The 17,379-nt window shown below is 32.9% G+C and carries 19 protein-coding genes and 1 CRISPR repeat array (1 of these 20 only partly in view); of the genes, 15 read left to right on the forward strand and 4 right to left on the reverse strand.

Annotated features, from left to right (window positions below):
• Nucleotides 1–162: 162 nt before the first annotated feature.
• Nucleotides 163–678, reverse strand: a complete 516-nt coding sequence (locus tag J2743_RS08380) for a DUF308 domain-containing protein (RefSeq protein ID WP_209626142.1) — start codon at nucleotides 676–678, stop codon at nucleotides 163–165.
• 239 nt (nucleotides 679–917) lie between these two features.
• On the opposite strand from J2743_RS08380, the gene J2743_RS08385 reads away from it, so the two are divergent.
• From J2743_RS08385 to J2743_RS08395, 3 genes are all read left to right on the forward strand, one after another.
• Nucleotides 918–1,970, forward strand: a complete 1,053-nt coding sequence (locus tag J2743_RS08385) for an AI-2E family transporter (protein ID WP_209626144.1) — start codon at nucleotides 918–920, stop codon at nucleotides 1,968–1,970.
• 64 nt (nucleotides 1,971–2,034) lie between these two features.
• Nucleotides 2,035–2,742, forward strand: coding sequence for an ABC transporter permease (locus tag J2743_RS08390; protein ID WP_209626146.1), 708 nt, complete (start codon nucleotides 2,035–2,037; stop codon nucleotides 2,740–2,742).
• A 229-nt stretch (nucleotides 2,743–2,971) separates the two neighbouring features.
• Complete coding sequence (locus J2743_RS08395) at nucleotides 2,972–3,127, forward strand: hypothetical protein (protein WP_209626148.1); 156 nt, start codon at nucleotides 2,972–2,974, stop codon at nucleotides 3,125–3,127.
• A 23-nt stretch (nucleotides 3,128–3,150) separates the two neighbouring features.
• Here the strand turns inward: J2743_RS08395 and J2743_RS08400 are convergent, their stop codons facing one another.
• Nucleotides 3,151–3,303, reverse strand: a complete 153-nt coding sequence (locus J2743_RS08400; protein WP_209626150.1) for a pilus assembly FimT family protein — start codon at nucleotides 3,301–3,303, stop codon at nucleotides 3,151–3,153.
• 295 nt (nucleotides 3,304–3,598) lie between these two features.
• On the opposite strand from J2743_RS08400, the gene J2743_RS08405 reads away from it, so the two are divergent.
• A complete protein-coding gene (locus J2743_RS08405) occupies nucleotides 3,599–4,075 on the forward strand; it encodes a DUF308 domain-containing protein (RefSeq protein WP_209626152.1) in 477 nt (158 codons plus the stop codon).
• 119 nt (nucleotides 4,076–4,194) lie between these two features.
• Here J2743_RS08405 and J2743_RS08410 read toward each other — a convergent pair whose 3' ends face one another.
• Together J2743_RS08410 and pyrH are read right to left on the reverse strand one after the other, a co-directional pair.
• Entirely contained in the window at nucleotides 4,195–4,395 is a 201-nt protein-coding gene (locus tag J2743_RS08410; protein ID WP_209626154.1) for a DUF2116 family Zn-ribbon domain-containing protein, read from the reverse strand.
• Between the two features lie 80 nt (nucleotides 4,396–4,475).
• Nucleotides 4,476–5,156 carry a UMP kinase gene (gene pyrH / locus J2743_RS08415; protein WP_209626156.1) on the reverse strand — a complete coding sequence of 227 codons (681 nt, stop codon included), beginning with the start codon at nucleotides 5,154–5,156 and terminating at the stop codon, nucleotides 4,476–4,478.
• 479 nt (nucleotides 5,157–5,635) lie between these two features.
• Between pyrH and cas6 the strand changes: the two genes are divergently transcribed.
• The 11 genes from cas6 (at nucleotide 5,636) to cas2 (ending at nucleotide 15,307) form a co-directional block, all read left to right on the forward strand.
• Nucleotides 5,636–6,388: a CRISPR-associated endoribonuclease Cas6 gene (gene cas6 / locus J2743_RS08420; protein ID WP_209626158.1), complete on the forward strand. Its 753-nt coding sequence runs from the start codon at nucleotides 5,636–5,638 to the stop codon at nucleotides 6,386–6,388.
• 399 nt (nucleotides 6,389–6,787) lie between these two features.
• Nucleotides 6,788–8,137, forward strand: coding sequence for a type I-B CRISPR-associated protein Cas8b1/Cst1 (gene cas8a1 / locus J2743_RS08425; protein WP_209626160.1), 1,350 nt, complete (start codon nucleotides 6,788–6,790; stop codon nucleotides 8,135–8,137).
• Between the two features lie 2 nt (nucleotides 8,138–8,139).
• Entirely contained in the window at nucleotides 8,140–9,138 is a 999-nt protein-coding gene (gene cas7i / locus J2743_RS08430) for a type I-B CRISPR-associated protein Cas7/Cst2/DevR (protein WP_209626162.1), read from the forward strand.
• Complete coding sequence (cas5b, locus tag J2743_RS08435; RefSeq protein WP_209626164.1) at nucleotides 9,135–9,752, forward strand: type I-B CRISPR-associated protein Cas5b; 618 nt, start codon at nucleotides 9,135–9,137, stop codon at nucleotides 9,750–9,752. Before cas7i ends, cas5b begins: the two co-directional genes overlap by 4 nt.
• Entirely contained in the window at nucleotides 9,737–11,980 is a 2,244-nt protein-coding gene (gene cas3, locus J2743_RS08440) for a CRISPR-associated helicase Cas3' (RefSeq protein WP_245248182.1), read from the forward strand. Before cas5b ends, cas3 begins: the two co-directional genes overlap by 16 nt.
• Before the next feature lie 268 nt (nucleotides 11,981–12,248).
• Complete coding sequence (locus J2743_RS08445) at nucleotides 12,249–12,482, forward strand: AbrB/MazE/SpoVT family DNA-binding domain-containing protein (protein ID WP_209626166.1); 234 nt, start codon at nucleotides 12,249–12,251, stop codon at nucleotides 12,480–12,482.
• A complete protein-coding gene (locus J2743_RS08450) occupies nucleotides 12,479–12,868 on the forward strand; it encodes a type II toxin-antitoxin system VapC family toxin (protein WP_245248185.1) in 390 nt (129 codons plus the stop codon). Before J2743_RS08445 ends, J2743_RS08450 begins: the two co-directional genes overlap by 4 nt.
• Nucleotides 12,869–13,387, forward strand: a complete 519-nt coding sequence (gene cas4, locus J2743_RS08455) for a CRISPR-associated protein Cas4 (RefSeq protein WP_209626168.1) — start codon at nucleotides 12,869–12,871, stop codon at nucleotides 13,385–13,387. It abuts the gene before it with no gap.
• Nucleotides 13,388–13,441: 54 nt separating this feature from the next.
• Nucleotides 13,442–13,975 carry a nucleotidyltransferase domain-containing protein gene (locus J2743_RS08460; protein ID WP_209626170.1) on the forward strand — a complete coding sequence of 178 codons (534 nt, stop codon included), beginning with the start codon at nucleotides 13,442–13,444 and terminating at the stop codon, nucleotides 13,973–13,975.
• Nucleotides 13,976–14,074: 99 nt separating this feature from the next.
• Nucleotides 14,075–15,040, forward strand: coding sequence for a type I-B CRISPR-associated endonuclease Cas1b (cas1b, locus tag J2743_RS08465; protein WP_209626173.1), 966 nt, complete (start codon nucleotides 14,075–14,077; stop codon nucleotides 15,038–15,040).
• A 3-nt stretch (nucleotides 15,041–15,043) separates the two neighbouring features.
• Nucleotides 15,044–15,307, forward strand: coding sequence for a CRISPR-associated endonuclease Cas2 (cas2, locus tag J2743_RS08470; RefSeq protein WP_209626175.1), 264 nt, complete (start codon nucleotides 15,044–15,046; stop codon nucleotides 15,305–15,307).
• Nucleotides 15,308–15,661: 354 nt separating this feature from the next.
• Nucleotides 15,662–17,379: a CRISPR direct-repeat array (repeat unit 30 nt; unit sequence GCTAAAATCAGACTATTTTAGGATTGAAAT); it runs 1,422 nt beyond the window's last position.

Raw genomic sequence — 17,379 nt, forward strand, 5'->3', positions numbered from 1 at the left:
AATTTTATGTCCCATGAGCATCCATTACCTTCCGTAGGTGAGATGTTAAAAGTTTTTTAAAGAAAACCATATTTAAACAGAGAATATGGATGAAGAAATTATTAGAATGCCCACTATTATTAATCAAAAAAAATTACCGATTAAGGTTTAAATTAAACAACCCTAATCTTCACTTTTTTGTTCTTCTGTGGGAACAATGAAAATTTCCATTATTCCAGCCAATACTAGGAAAGCTCCAATAATTATCGCCAGGAAAAAAGGATCAGCAACATAAACACCCACTATCATGTACAGAAGGCCGAATATGACCCCTAAAACTCCAATTCCCCTTGCTTTGAGATTTTTCCCTGAAAAAAGTGCCATTAATCCTGCAATTATCAGGAAGAGTGCTACTATGTAAAGTGCCAGGAATGTTAGAAATTCAAATGCAGCTACATCTCCCACAAATACTATTCCCAAACAAATGGAAAATATCCCCATTAACAAGTTAGCTATTCCTGCTGCCAGGTTCTTACCCCATATATGGTAACTCTGCGCAAAGAACCAAATACCCAGAACAATTATTCCAAGCCCGGTTAAAACACTTAAAGTTACCACACTAACTAATGGAAATGCAATTATTATTAAACCAAGTATTATTGCCACGATCCCTATTAAAGTATTTTTTCCTTTGTCCATGTTATTCCTCCTTTTATGTTAATGCCCTACTTAAAACAACCAACAAAATCATTTTTAACAAATGAAAACATTCAACCACATATAGACTATAATATATGCAATTAATATATTTTAAATTTCTTAAAAAATAGTTTTCACTTATATTATAGATTTTATCTTACTCTATTTTTTAAAAAACTCTATAAACTTATTATTATGTTCTAAAAATATTAATCTAAGAATCAACCTAACGGGATAACATGGTACTTGAAAACTTTCAGAAAATACCCTCTTCAACAATAATACCCATCATAATAATCCTGACACTGATCTCATTATGGATTTTAACCCCAATTTTGACTATTGTGATTTTTGGAGCCATATTAGCCTATTATGTTCGCCATATAACCAAGAAAATCAAACCTTATGTTAAAAACGACAGTTTATCAGTTTTCCTGGGAATGATCATACTTGCCATTCCCCTTATTCTGTTGTTATATTTCACATTCAGCCAATTTGTAAACATAGCCGGTTCCTTTTTCGGTTCCCTGCAACAGGCCGCCACTGGCAATTCCACCATGCAAATGGCTCAAATAAATGATGCTGTGCAAAATCTGGACCTTCCAAACAACATCTCAGTAAACATCACCGATACCATAAAATCCGGAATTTCACAGTTTATCTCTTACACCGCCAGTTCAGTGGTAAATCTGGTTAGTTCCATACCTGGTATTGCGGCTCAAATTTTAATATTAATTTTTTCAATGTTTTATTTTGCCAAAGACGGAGATAAGATTGTTAAATACGTTAAAGACATAATTCCTGCACAGGATCAGGATTTCTACCAGCAGATAATTGATAGTGCCGATGATGTTTTAAAAAGCATTATTGTGGGTAATCTTATTCCGGCCATAATTCTGGGTATACTCTCTGGAATCTTATATTATTTCCTTGGATATGAATATGTGATTCTATTAGCAATTATAAGTGGAATTGCCATGTTTATACCCATTATCGGACCCTGGATAGTCTATGGTGTCATAGGGATTTTCAGCATTCTCATTGGTAACACCTTACCAGGTGTGCTGGTTATCGTGTTTGGTTGGATAATTGAAACCAGCACTGACTTCTACATCAGACCCAGGATTGCAGTTCAATACTCAGAGATCCATCCACTGGTCTTTTTATTAGGGTTTATCTACGGTGCGGTGACAATGGGCCTTCCTGGACTGTTTATTGGGCCATTGATATTGGGAATCACTTACGAAGCCTACAAAGTATATAGAAAAGAAAAAGTAAAGTCAAACCCTTAAAATTTCTTTATTGAAGAAGACAATACCTAATGATTAATTAATCACCAAATTGAGCTGATGTTAAATGGGAATATACACATTGCCTTTGAAAAATCTGCATCAAAACAAGTTGAGAAATATTTCCACTGTTCTGAGAATATCTTTGGGGGTTATAATTCTATTAATCCTGGTAAGTTCGGGTTTAGGGATAAACAGCTTTATTGAAAAGTCAGGATCATCTGATGTGAATATATTGGGCACAGCACCAACCAGTCAGAATGCCAACACCACCCAACAAACAGATATTGTAACATCTACCGTAGACTACTTAAACTCGGTTTTTGGTAGTCAAATCACAGAAAATCAGCTTTTCAATCGTTTGGAAGATTTTTTAGTCAATGTAGTGTATATTTTAGATGGTTTAGCCAGTGTTGCATTGTTAGTTGGTGTTATGGGAATTATGAACACCATGGGTTTTAACTTGTCAGAAAGGACAAAGGAAATAGGTATTCTTAAAGCCTTAGGATTCACTGAAAGACAAATACTTATAAGTTGCACCCTTGAAGCAGGGTTACTGGGATTAATCGGTTCTGTTATTGGCGCTATACTGGGATCAGTAATCATATGGATTATCTCTACATTCATAGATCCAGAATTATTAACTATTCTTCTCCCACTATGGTTAATCCCTGGAGCTATATTCATAACCACCATTCTCAGCCTAATTTTAGGCCTGTATCCAGCGTGGTTTACCTCCCAATTAGATGCCATGGAAATTCTACGTTATGGTTAACACTTAACCCATTTAATTTTTACATAAATTTGGATGATAATCGTTAACAACTGGTAAAAAAAGCATTAAAATATTCTAATGACAATTAAAAAGTTTAAAAACATAATTATAAAAAAATATTATCTTAGTAGTGGTTGATGTCATTCAATGTTCTCTAATGAACCTAAAAATACTAATATTTAAAGATATAATAATTAATGAACAATTAAGATAGGATAGGAGGGAAATGATGAATAATCAAATGAATGGAATCATAATGATAGTGTTAGGTATACTGCTGGGAATTATCTACTTTGCTCTGCCCACATTTCTGATTTATGCCTACTGGATTGCAGTTCTAATACTAGTTGTGTATGGAATCTATCTCTATCAGAAAAAAGGATAAATAAATTAAAATTTTTTTTCCCATTATTTAGAAAAGTACAGATAAAGACCGTACCCCAATAGTATGGCAACGATTATCCCATATATCCAATCGATCCAGTTGGGAATTGCTATATATAATATCACCAGTACAATGGCGAGTACTATCATTAAAAGACCATTAGTTTTTTCGTTCATCATTTTTCCACCTCAATTCTTAATTATAATTTATTTTTTTAATTTATTATCTATATTCTTTTGGATAAATTGGTGCCATAGATTTTTAGATATTAATTTGCCATATTTTCACATAATGAGTTGTAAGATATTACATTAATCGACCTGCCACTAATTATATTATTATCCAACAACAAAAATTAAAGTGGCCGTGAAATCTGATTCTATCTTTATAGAATTGATTATTCACCAGATATTTGTTAGTAGATTGACTTGACTACATCCAGTAGCATGAAATCACCATGAGGTTATTTAAATGAAAAACGCACTAGTTGGAATTATTGCAATAATTGTGGCCATTATTATGATTGCCTCCCCAGTAATTGGATTAGCCACTTTAGGACTCATATCTGGACTATTGATACTGGTAACGGGTATTTGGTTAACAATTTTAGGTTTCAGTGAAAGAACATCCAATGATTTATGGTTATTCCCCCTTCTGGTCGGATTAATAGGGGTGATTATGGGTTTAACATTCCTCTTTAATACTTCCTGGATTATCAGCCTTGGAGTTTGGACATACCTACTCTCTGGAGCACTTCTAATAATAGCTGGAATTATAGCCCTGTTTGTAGGTGAAAAACAGACATATAAAACCTATGCTGGAATCTTTGGACTGGTGTTGGGATGTCTTTTCCTGATTGTAGGCTACTTCAACATAGACCCCCAAATATTAGGGGTTATAACTGGAATAGTACTCCTAATATTTGGAATACTGAATATTCGAGAATGAAGTGATTAAGAAAAGGTTACATCAAAAAATACTAACGAATTAATTTACTAGAAATCATTCTCAAATATCGTCCACTAAAAAAAATAAAAGGAACAAAAGATGGATCATTAATGACTTTTTTAAAATCCTATTTGGTCCCTTAACATGAAGACTATCCATACCAGTATGAAGATGGCAAAGAGCGTGTAAAGCATTCTTCGACTTTTTCTGACCTTCTGCTGGTTTGCAATGGCTATTTGCTCACATTTAGGTGAACAGAACCTTTCATCCATGGGTATTGGTGTTCCACACACTGGACAATGTTTATGTTGTTCGATCATGAATAATTACCTCTTTTTTCCTTATTTTCTTAATACTTCAACTTCAAAATAAATTCCAAACTATTCCAATTTTTTAGTATTTATTCAGGATTCGGCACGATCAAAGTTCCGATTTTTTCTTTAAGTGCCTTTTTAAGGTTTTCTGGGGTTTCTCCATTGAAGATAACTGTTTTTATCCGGGAGCGGCCAATGATCTGTATGGCGGTTTTATCCAGAAATTCATATGTTCCTGCCCGCATTTCTTTATCCGACAATAATTCCATCATCTTTCGTGGTGTAATCTCCGAATACATCTTGGCATCAGAGTACTTATTGGGATCCTTATCAAATAATCCATCTACAGAAGTGGCATTTAAGAGTAAGTCCGCTCCTACGAATTCTGCCAGGATGCTTCCCACTGCATCAGTACTGTGTGCTGGTTCAGTTCCACCCATTACCACGATCTTGCCAGAGGTGGAGAATTCCAGAGCCTCACTGAAGTTGTGGGGCACTCTGGGATAAGCATCATCTTTCAGGGCTGTGATAAGGAGTCTTGCATTGAGTCGGGTGACTTCAATACCTATATCATCGCAAAGGGCTTCAGAAGCATCCAGGTCCCGTGCTATGCCTATGTAGTCCCGGGCAGTTCTGCCACCACCCACTACCACCAGGATCTGGTGTTCCTCTGCCATACTCCTCAATACATTTGCATAATCCGAGAATTTTTTATAATCGTGGTCCCTTATTATTATGGATCCACCTACTGTAATCACTATGCGCATCTCTCATCACCATAATATATAATCTAATCAATTGATGTTTGACTTTAATCTAATATATAATTTTTAAAATAATTAATTTAAAAAAATAATCACCGGTTTTAAACTATTTATTTTAAAATTAAATCCCCTATTTCCCATGATTTAGATTTATAATTAAAATTATTGTTTTGTTTTTTGAAATGCATCAGTTGATACCGTTTAATCTGTCGATTCCCCACCTCATAACAGGTTACTATTCTTTTAAAACCATGCATTTCTCAATAAATTCCCTACAATACAATAGAATAATATCAAACTGTGAATGTAAAACATATACATTTATATATTATTACTTACAATTATGTTTTGAAGATATTCACTGGAGGAGGCTTACCCCAATCATCTACTACAAAAATGAGTTACTACAAAAATGGGTTACTAATAATGAGGAGAATAATAATAAAATTTATATAAATGAGCAATATACTGGAGTATGAAGTATGAGATTAAAAATCAGCCTGGCATCAAAAAAAGGGAACTACCTAATTCCATTCAATTACAATCATATTCTGTCTGCTATTATTTATCGTAAGATTGCTGACCTTGATCTGGCTGCTAAACTCCATTTTTCAAAGGATTTTAAGTTTTTTACTTTTTCTCAGATTTACGTTCCAAACTGGAAGCGAACTGATAGAGGTATTATTTCAAGGGATGGGAAGCTGGAGTTTTATATCAGTTCTCCCAATGACAATTTAATCAAAAGCCTGGTGGAAGGACACCTTGAAAACTCTGAGGTTATTTTTAAGGGGGATAAATTGCTGGTAGAACAGATTGAACTTCTAAAAAAACCAGATTTCAGCAAAACCACAGGAAGCATTAAAATGAAAACCATGTCTCCAGTTATAGCCAGAATAAAACGGGAAGTCAATGGTAAACTCAGGATATGGGATCTGGAACCTGGAGATGAACGGTTCTATGAGGGTATTCAGAAGAACCTGATAAATAAGTACACTGCATTCTATGGGGATTACGATGGTGACAGATGGGTGAAGATAAGACCAGATATGAACTCCGCCAGGAGGCGTAGAATAGACATTAAAGGTAACTTCCACCGGTGCTTCATGATGAATTTCGAGATGGAAGCAGATGCCAGACTTATAGAGTTTACTTATGACTGTGGTTTAGGTGAAAAGAATAGTATGGGTTTTGGGATGGTTGAAATTATAGATGAACTAACTAGAATCAAAAAATAGGAGTAAAATTGAAACTTTAAAGATATTCTCAAGCCAAAAATGAAAAAAACCATATTTAAAGATTTATATAATACTAATCAAATAAATCCTAGAATTTGAGCCTAATATAGTCTGATTTGAATGGAAATTTAAGTTTTAATCCAAAATTATAGTTTCGATTCCATTATGGTCTGATTTCATGAAAAGTTGTGGAATATATAATATAAAAAGTATAATAAACTTTTTATAGCGAAAAAATTAGTTCCATATAAATTTGGTTTAAACAAAAAAAACGCAAAATTTATAAGAGTAAGTAGTCAATCATTTTATCAAAATATGAATAAGTCCTAATAATTGCTAAAGAATATTAAAAACACTACTTACCCATGATAAAAAAAAATGAAAGTTGGGGGATCAAAAATGAATGAAATTTTTTATGATTTCACTGGAAATCCATTTGTCGATGCCGGAATTTGGGCTATAAGCCAATGGGTCGGTAAAAAGCCTGAAAAATTAGACAAGGATGATTTTAGGAGTATCATTAATGATGTAACATTTTTATATTTAAGTCCTAAATGGTCAAAAAACATGTATCAAATCTTTCCAAATAATCCTATTACAAATAACGCGGTTAAAGATAAAAAAAATAGGTATTCACAAATTTTAAATGAATTAATAGAAGAAATGACTCCTTTAGGTAATAATGGAAATTGTATTTCCTGTGGTCGAAGAGATGTTTTAGAAAGATCTGCTAAAGATAGGGTTCCATTAACAGGATCTAAAAAGTTAATTAACTACTTTTCTTTTGGTACTGATGGAGCTGACTATTGTCCGGCATGCACATTTGCAATTCAATTCGCCCCTTTGATAATGTACTCCTGCGTTAAAATGCTTTTAATTCATTCAAATTCAAGAAAAGTCATGAAAAAATGGTCTAAAAAAGCAAAAAATAACATAGATAAACAATTATCATCTAAAAATTATACTGGGTGTTTAAATGAAGGATTTAAAAATCCAAAAAATGCTCTTTTTCACATAATCCAAGATATGATTTTAAGTTATGATGAGAGATGGTATCTTGAAAAACCTTCTATTAACTTTTATCATTTTACTAATTTTAATCAAGGGCCCAATTTAGACATATATAATGTTCCAACATCCGTTTTTAGGTTTTTAGCTTATATACCCCCTGATAACTTTGAAAACTGGTTAAAAGTTGTCAGAAGAGGATATAGATTTGTTAATTGGGAAAAGGTAAAAGAAGAAGATGAATACAAAAATAATCCAAACACGGTATATGATAATCTTTTAGAAAATAAATCAATTATTAGATTTTTTATTAACCGGAAAAATAGAGAAGCAATAGGAGGATGGGATTTAATCAGTTATTATCTTGAGGAGGTAAGAAATATGGATGAAAAAAGGATAAATGTAATAAAAGACGTGGGAGATAGATTAGTAGATCATATAGAAACTATGGACGATATGAAAACACTGAACCGGTTAGAAATGGCTGCTAATTACCGGAGTTTCAGAAATGTTTTGAGAATTATAATCAAAAAGAGAATATCAAATGGTATTGAAGATCCATTGTTCACATTTGATGATTATGTGGATTATCTTTTCCCAGAAGGTAACTTAACCTGGCGGGAAACTCAAGATCTGATTTTGTTTAGAATTTACGAAAAATTACAGCCATGGATAATTCAACAGGGAAATCAAAGTGAGTTAGAAACTCAAGAATCTGAAGAAGCTCAGGAGGAGGAATAAACATGTCAAAAACAGTTGTAGGTTTTATGTTAGTGGATGCACCTCATTCTGCATTGAATAATGCAGGTGCAGATGCAGGAGACAGAACTGATAATATTGTACGGGTTAAATCAATTCGTAGAGGTAGAAAAGTATATCCTTACGTTTCAGGACAGGCTTTGAGATACTGGTGGAGAGATACCCTGGAACAAAAATACAATTGGAATGTTTCACCTATTGAGAGACAGAAAAAAATTGCTTTTACCAGTGCAAATCCAATAGAATATGATGATGACGATGTTTTTGGCTATATGAGGGCTTTAAAAGCTAAAGAAGGTGGAACTGTAACCCGAATATCTCCATTAAAAACTTCTCCTTTAATATCAGTTATTGGGCAAATCCCAACTCAAGATTTTGGTGTTATGGCCCGTCACGAAGGAGATCCAGTGCCTTATGAACATGAATTTTATTCTACAGTATTAAAAGGAATATTTTCATTGGATTTAGATAGTTTGGGGGTTTTTTATGCAGATGAAAAAACAGGTTACCGAAATATGTATCCTAAATTAGAAGAAAAAGCTGAAGAGGAAGGCCTTGTTAAAGATGAAAAAAATAATAAATGGATAATGCCTGAAGATATTAGAATAAAAAGGGCACAAGATACAATTAAAGCACTTCCATATCTCCAAGGTGGAGCAAAATTAACATCACATTTAACTGATGTATCTCCAAAATTCCTGGTTCTTGCAGTGATCGATGGGGGTAATCATATTTTCATGAATATAGTAAAAGAAGAAAATGGAGAACCACAAATTAACATTGAAGCACTTCAAGAGGTTATAAATGAATATTCTGATTCTTTCTTAACAAATATTTATATCGGCCGTAGGAAAGGATTTATGGATGAATTGGATGAAGATATTGTTAAATTAACAGCAGAAAATGAAAAGGTTGAATCTGGAACCATCAAAGAAACTGTAGATCAATTTGCTGAAAAAATTCCAGAGCTGATAAAACAATGAAAGCACTGAGAGTCTTGATTGGAGGATGGGTAACCTCTTTTAGGTACCCTGCCTTCATCAGCGGATTTCAACCAACTTTACCCGTGCCCCCATTAAGTACAATTTATGGTCTCATATCTGCAGCTAAAGGAGAATTAGTTACTCCTGAAGATTTATCTGTTGGTTACATATTCAATCATCAGGGAAGAGCAGTAGATCTGGAAACTATATACGAATTATCTGGTTTAAATGGTAAATCGAATGTCGTTAAAAGGGAATTTTTAGTAGATCCTGAAATTTATTTATATGTAGATGATCTGGATTATCAGGATTATTTTAAAACACCACATTACCCCCTTCTTTTAGGACGTTCAACTGATCTGGTAACTATAAAAGAAATTAAAGAAGTAAAACTTGAAAAAGAATCAAACATTAAACTTGGAAAAACTATACTTCCATTGGGCACAGACGGAGCTTTTGGTACAATTCAAGCATTACCCACTCACTTCACTGACACAATTCCACGTAAAGCTGTAGGTACAAAGCCATTTATTTTAATGAACCAGTTCTTTGATTATCCTAATGAATGTCATTGTGATAAAGAAAAGGGGTGGGGAGTTTGGTTCCACAAATAAACACTGAGAATGGCCTTTTAGCAAAACCGGATGAAACTATCTTACAACATACAAAAAACGCATTGAAAGTCTTTAAAAGCATTAAACGTACTTATGAAAATGTTCCGGAGTTATGTGGTATTGATAATTTTTGGGAACATCTCTTTTATTCTATTTTTTTCCATGATTTCGGAAAGGGAGCAGTTGGATTTCAGGAAATGCTCATCAATCCAGAAAATAATTCAAGATGGAAATATCGCCACGAGATGTTATCTGCAGGATTTGTTTCAACTCTAAATTACGATGATTTTTACAAAAAAGCAATAGGACTCGCCATAATTACTCACCATAAGGATATAAATAAACTGCGAAAGAGGTACAATACGTTTCCAAACCCCAATGGTAAAAGATTGTATCAAAAAAAATTAAAAGAAATAGAACCTAATTTTGAAGAACTTTTAAGTTATTTGGAACTTATAGGACCCTGGAGTAAAAAATATCTTGGATATAAATTAGATAATTACACTTCAATTTCCTCAATAGATGATTTAAATGATGTCTATAAATGTTCAGCACTTCCCTATTATTTAGAATGGGAAGATGAAAAGTATTCCACTTTACATAGAAAATATGGGATTTTTTTAAAGGGTTTTGTAAATGCATGTGATCATTTGGCTTCCGGTTCCAAATACGAAATTTTAGCTGGTATTCATGATATGCGTTCGATATTTGATTTTGAACTTAGAAAAATCCAAGAAAAAACACTAAATACTGAAGGAAGTGCTTTTCTTACTTCTCCAACTGGAAGTGGTAAAACTGAAGCATCTCTTTTTTGGAGTGATACCAATCAAAATTCCAGTAAGTCAAAACGAGTTTTCTATTTATTGCCCTACACTGCAAGTATCAATGCAATGTATAAAAGACTTCAAAAAGACTTTGGAAATGATGAATTAGTGGGATTATTACATGGAAAGGCATCTTATTTTCTTTATAAAGCATTATCTGATGATATAACTGATTATAATATAACAAAAAACAAAATCAGAGATATAAAAGGTTTGTCTAAAAAGATCTATAGACCATACAAAGTTCTCACACCTTTTCAGATTCTCAAGGCCTTTTTTGGAACCAGAGGTTTTGAAATGCAACTTTCAGAAATGACCAATGGTTTATTTATTCTTGATGAGATACACGCCTACGATGCACATACCACATCTTTAATTCTGGAAATTCTCAAAATTTTAAAAAATAATTATAATGCAGAGATGCTGATCATGTCTGCTACTCTACCAACATTTATTAAAAATCTTTTTAAGGATAATTTAGGAATTTCAACTGAAATAAGAATGGATGATGATGAACTTGAAAAATTTACAAGACATGAAGTTAATGTTATCCACGGGGACATCCTGAATAATCTTGATAGTATAAATGAAGATTTAGATGAAGGAAAACGAGTTCTTGTTGTATGTAATACTGTTTTAAGAGCACAAGAAGTTTTTGAAGAAATATATGAAGACGTAGAAAACAGCGCCCTTTTGCATAGTAGATTTATGCTTCGAGATCGAGAGGAGATAGAAAAATCTTTGGATGATTTGGATTTACTGGTGGGTACACAGGCAATTGAAGTATCACTTGATATTGATTATGATGTTTTATACTCAGAACCAGCACCTATTGATGCTTTAATTCAACGATTTGGTAGGGTCAATAGGAAAGGATGGGATAAAGATAAAATTGCCACTGTGAACGTTTTTTCAGAAGGTTCTGAAAAGGATAAATATATTTACAACCCGGAAATTGTTCAAAAAACTGTCCAAAGTCTTGAAAATGTTGATATTTTAAAAGAAAAAATCATTCAGAGACTTGTAGATGATATTTACAGTGATGGATATGTTGGAAAAGATAAAGAAAACTTTGATAGGGTACATAAACCTTTTGAATCCTTCAACAGACAGATAGTTCCTTTTATTAATGATAGTGAGAGTGAAATGGAGTTTTATTCCCTTTTTCAGTCTTATGAAGTAGTTCCATTTAAATATAAGCTTGATTATTTGGAAAAAATAGAAGAAGGCAAATATTTTGAAGCAATGAGTTATTTTCTTTCTATCAATATTGGACAATTTAAAAAGCTTGAAAAGGAAGATAACGTGGAATTAGATGGAAAAACATATTTTGTGGATACGAAATATGATAATAAACTAGGTTTAATGTTAGAAAAAGAAAACAATTCTGTTGAAATTCATTAAATGAGTTATATGTTAAGGTTAAGTTTAAACCTATGAGGAATTCCAGCTTAACTTATTAATAATTAGTAAAAATCTATGAAGTCTTTTCATATAATAATTAAAAAAATGGTTGGCCGGATTTTACTCATAAAGTTGAGTAACTCCTTAAAGACTTACTCAAAAAGTTGAGTAAAAAATCAGAAACCTTATAAAAAATTATCATTTGAACAGTAGTTTCACTTTGAAAAAAATAAATACTTTGAAAATCAATATTTCAAATGGTGGTAATATGACTTCAGAAACCAAAATCTCAAAGGGCTTTCAAACTGTAGTTCCCTCAAATATAAGAAAAAAGTTTGATGTTGGGCCTGGAGACATTTTAGAATGGAGACCTACTGAAAACGGAGTAGAAATCAAATTCCGTAAGAAACTAACCTTTCAAGATATTGCAGGAATGGTAAAGGGCGAACCAACCAATGCTGTTGAACTTAAGAAGAAATTCCAGAGGGGAGAAAAGATTTGATATTCGTTGATTCTTCTTTTTTTATTGCCCTTATACTTGAAAATGATCAATGGCATGCTAAAGCTCTGAAATTAATTCCTAAACTGGAAAAATCTCAAAAAATGGTATCTGGCCTTATAATCTCTGAGACTGTTACTATAGTAGGGAGTAGGGCTGGTGGAAAAGCAGGTAAAATGATTTATGATAATATTAAGGATAATTGCAAGATATTCCCTCAGGAACAATCTCTTTACGACCATGCCATTTACACCTATATTCAGTATGATGGAACTCTATCTTTGACTGATTCAGTAACAATCGAGATTATGAAAAATTGCAATATCCAAAAGATAGTCTCTTTTGATTCTGATTTTGATAAAGTTAAAGGAATTCAAAGGATACATTAAATGTTCTCAGACTCAGAAAAAGAACTCAGAATAATTGGAACCCAGATCAATTACTATTTTATTTGCAAGACTAAATTATGGCTTTTTTCTCATCATATCCAGATGGAACAGGAGTCTGAACTTGTTTCACTGGGAAAAACACTCCATCAGGATTCTTATAAAAGAGATAAACGGGATCAAACCATTGATAATCTGATCAGTTTTGATTTCGTTCGTAAAGGAGAAGTCCTGGAGATCCACGAGGTTAAAAAGAGTAAAAAGATGAGTAAAGCCCATCACTACCAGCTGCTCTATTATCTGTATTATCTAAAACACAACAAGGGGATCAACAATGCCATGGGAATTATTGATTACCCTAAGATAAGGCGAAGAGAAACCCTGAAGCTTGATGAGAGAAGCGAACAGGAAATACAGAACATTACCAAAAGAATAGGTAATATTTTAAAAGAAGAAATGCCTGCACCAGACCGGAGACCTGCGTGCCGCAGGTGTGCTTATTTCGAGCTTTGCTTTGTATGATGAAGAAATATTTAAATAGAATATGTTCCAAAAAATGAACATATGTTCCAAAAAATGAACATATTTTCAAAAACATCTTTGAAAATATTATGTTTCCTTGGCCGAAGATACCGAGACCAGTATCATACAAGAGAGTTAGTAAGAAGGCTTGAAATAGGATTGGGATCAGCCAGCAGATACCTTAAAATATTAGAAAAAGAGGAACTGGTCCTAAAAGAAGAAAAAGGAAAATTAACGATTTACAAAGCGAATATGGAAAGCCCACTACTTAAAGAACTTAAAATCATTTTCACAATGATGGAAATAGATGAGATGATTAAAGATCTGAAAAATATTTCATCCAGGATAATTCTCTTTGGGAGCTGTGCAGAGGGAGAAGATCATAACCAGAGCGATATAGACCTGTTGATCCTCTCAGATAAAGAAAAAGAGGTTAACCGCGTGTTAGATCAACACCAAAATATGATCCAGAGGAAGATTTCACCGGTGATCCTCAATGATACTGGATTTAGAGAGTTAAGTCATCGAGATAAACCCTTTTATTTGAGAATCAAAAAAGGAAGAATCTTATATGAAATACCAGTTTGAAAGATGTAAAGAGAAAGGAAAGATTCTGAAAATCCAGATAGACTACCAACTAATGAAAAATTGATTGAGGAAGTAAAAGATTAAATTGAGGTTTGATCAATGAAAAAAAATTACTACCTGATGTCAGATGGAATATTAAAAAGGAAAGAGAACACCCTTTATTTTCATAACAAGGATGGTAAAAAACCCATACCTATCAATAAGATATATTCTATTTATGCATACGGTTCTCTGAGCTTTTCCTCCCAGGCAGTTCACCTTTTAGCCAAGGAAGGCGTGCCCATACACTTTTTCAATTATTATGGATTCTACGATGGTAGCTTTTACCCTCGAGAAACACTGTTATCTGGTGATTTGCTTATTAAACAGGCTGAAAATTATCTGGATCATGAAAAACGAATTGTAATTGCCGGTAAATTTGTGGAAGGTGCAGCCCATAACATGCAGAAGGTTTTATCCTACTATAAAATTGAGAATGGTATAGGTGAGATCTTAAACGATCTGGGTTCCTGCAGGGAGATAACTGAATTCATGAATGTAGAGGGAAGGATACGTGCACATTACTATGAAAAGATGGATTTAATATTACCGGATGGTTATAAAATGGAAGGCCGAAGTAGAAGACCTCCTGAAAATATGATCAACGCGCTGATAAGTTTTGGTAACTCCCTGATCTACTCCACGGTACTCACCGAGATCTACAACACCCAGTTGAATCCAACAATATCTTACCTCCACGAGCCATCGGAACGAAGGTATTCCCTGGCACTGGATTTAAGTGAAATATTCAAACCAATACTGGTGGATAGGTTGATATTTTATTTGATAAATAAGAAAATGCTGAGGGAAAAAGACTTTGAGCGAGATCTTAATTACTGCCTCTTAAACGACCAGGGAAGAAAAACATTCATCAAAGAATATGATGAACGCCTGAAAAAAACCATTAAACATCGTAAACTTAATAGAAAAGTATCTTATCGTCGATTAATACGATTAGAGGCTTATAAACTAATTAAACATTTGATAGGTACTGAGGAGTACCAACCATTTGTGATGTGGTGGTAAATTATGTACGCCATTATAGTTTATGATATTAAGGTGGAAAGAGTCAACAAAGTCAAAGGATACCTTAGGAAACACCTTAACTGGATACAGAACTCTGTATTTGAGGGAGAAATTACATTAAGTGAACTGGAAATAATCAAAAAGGGTTTAAAAGACATCATAAATAAGAATGAAGATTCAGTGATAATATTCACAGTAAGAAGCGAGAAAGCCTTTAAAAGACAAGTATTGGGGATTGAAAAAGCACCTATAAGTGGAATATTATAATTTCTACTTGTAAAATTTTATTTGAATTATTTGAATAACTCTTTTTCTCATAAAAATCTCTCCCTCCCAGTCGTTTTTTAAACAAATTTTTGGATCAGGTTAAAATTATTTCAGGTTACTTTAATAGAATAAAGAAATGATGAGCATTTTATGAATCGTTGAAGATATAATTCTCATTAAAAGGTCTCTATTTTAAATATTCTTAATAAATTTTCAGCATAAAACTGTAAAAATTCATTATAGGATGTCGTCTTACCATATAAAAGAAAAACACAATTAAACACCGACAATTTAAGTACCTTGAAAGAGTAAAGAATAGAATGAATTAGGCCAAATAGACAAAATTTCCCGCCTGCTAAAATCAGACTATTTTAGGATTGAAATGATATTGGATTAACTGATTCTATTTCTAGTGTTCCAGCTAAAATCAGACTATTTTAGGATTGAAATTCGTCATCATCTTTATCAAGTTTAAGCTTCTGAGGAGGCTAAAATCAGACTATTTTAGGATTGAAATGATGAAGTTGAACATTTAGCAGCAACAATTAAACCCGCTAAAATCAGACTATTTTAGGATTGAAATAAAGCAGCTACACACTCAGCATTGGTGGGAGCGCCAGCTAAAATCAGACTATTTTAGGATTGAAATAATTATCAACCCTATCAACCCTATCAACCCATCTAAAGCTAAAATCAGACTATTTTAGGATTGAAATGGAAGTGGATCCGGTGGAGGTGGAGCATGGGGACCGCTAAAATCAGACTATTTTAGGATTGAAATTGAATACCATGTATCATCATAGCATGTTCGTATATAAGCTAAAATCAGACTATTTTAGGATTGAAATATTTACAAGTATTATGCTGTTTAACTGCCTCCAATAGCTAAAATCAGACTATTTTAGGATTGAAATAAATTATAATCAGTTATTTGATGGGTTTTTACTTGGCTAAAATCAGACTATTTTAGGATTGAAATGACATTGAATATTATGTAACTAATTTTTTAAACCCGCTAAAATCAGACTATTTTAGGATTGAAATTGTACTTTGCATTGATAACCTCTCCAGGTTGAAACGGCTAAAATCAGACTATTTTAGGATTGAAATTCATCATCTTTACTAGCATTGCATTCAACACAACGAGCTAAAATCAGACTATTTTAGGATTGAAATATCGAAATAGAACGACCTTACATTTATGATGATGGGGCTAAAATCAGACTATTTTAGGATTGAAATTATTAAAAAAGTCCTTAGTGAAGCTGGTATATCAGGGCTAAAATCAGACTATTTTAGGATTGAAATTTTTTCACATCTTCCTTTGCTTTATCCCATATTTTCCGCTAAAATCAGACTATTTTAGGATTGAAATTTAAAGATGAAAGTATTGAAGATACACTTTTTGATAAGCTAAAATCAGACTATTTTAGGATTGAAATTGAGAACTCGAAGACTCGACTTGTTTTTTTTAATTGGCTAAAATCAGACTATTTTAGGATTGAAATTAATTTAAACAGTCACCCCCTCTGGAGGCTCACCAGGCTAAAATCAGACTATTTTAGGATTGAAATTTCCCATAAAGATAAGGCCACTTGATCCAGCCCCCGCTAAAATCAGACTATTTTAGGATTGAAATTGCTATGTCTATGTCGACGAATCTGGAGTAGATGGGCTAAAATCAGACTATTTTAGGATTGAAATTATCTACAACAGAATAATGCCTGTTTAAGTTAGCATAGGCTAAAATCAGACTATTTTAGGATTGAAATAGTGTAGTCTTGGCGTCTGCGAGAGAGTTCTGCCCGCTAAAATCAGACTATTTTAGGATTGAAATAAAACAGTGATAACAGTAAAGTCTGCGGTTTCTTTAGCTAAAATCAGACTATTTTAGGATTGAAATGTGACATACAAAGAATCAGACCATGTGGCTTTAACTGCTAAAATCAGACTATTTTAGGATTGAAATAAATGAGAAGCTATTATATTATTATATTGCTCAATTGGCTAAAATCAGACTATTTTAGGATTGAAATTCCACACCTCCATTCAGTTGAAATAACTGAAGATAC

This window comes from Methanobacterium petrolearium (assembly GCF_017873625.1).
Classification (GTDB): Archaea; Methanobacteriota; Methanobacteria; order Methanobacteriales; family Methanobacteriaceae; genus Methanobacterium; species Methanobacterium petrolearium.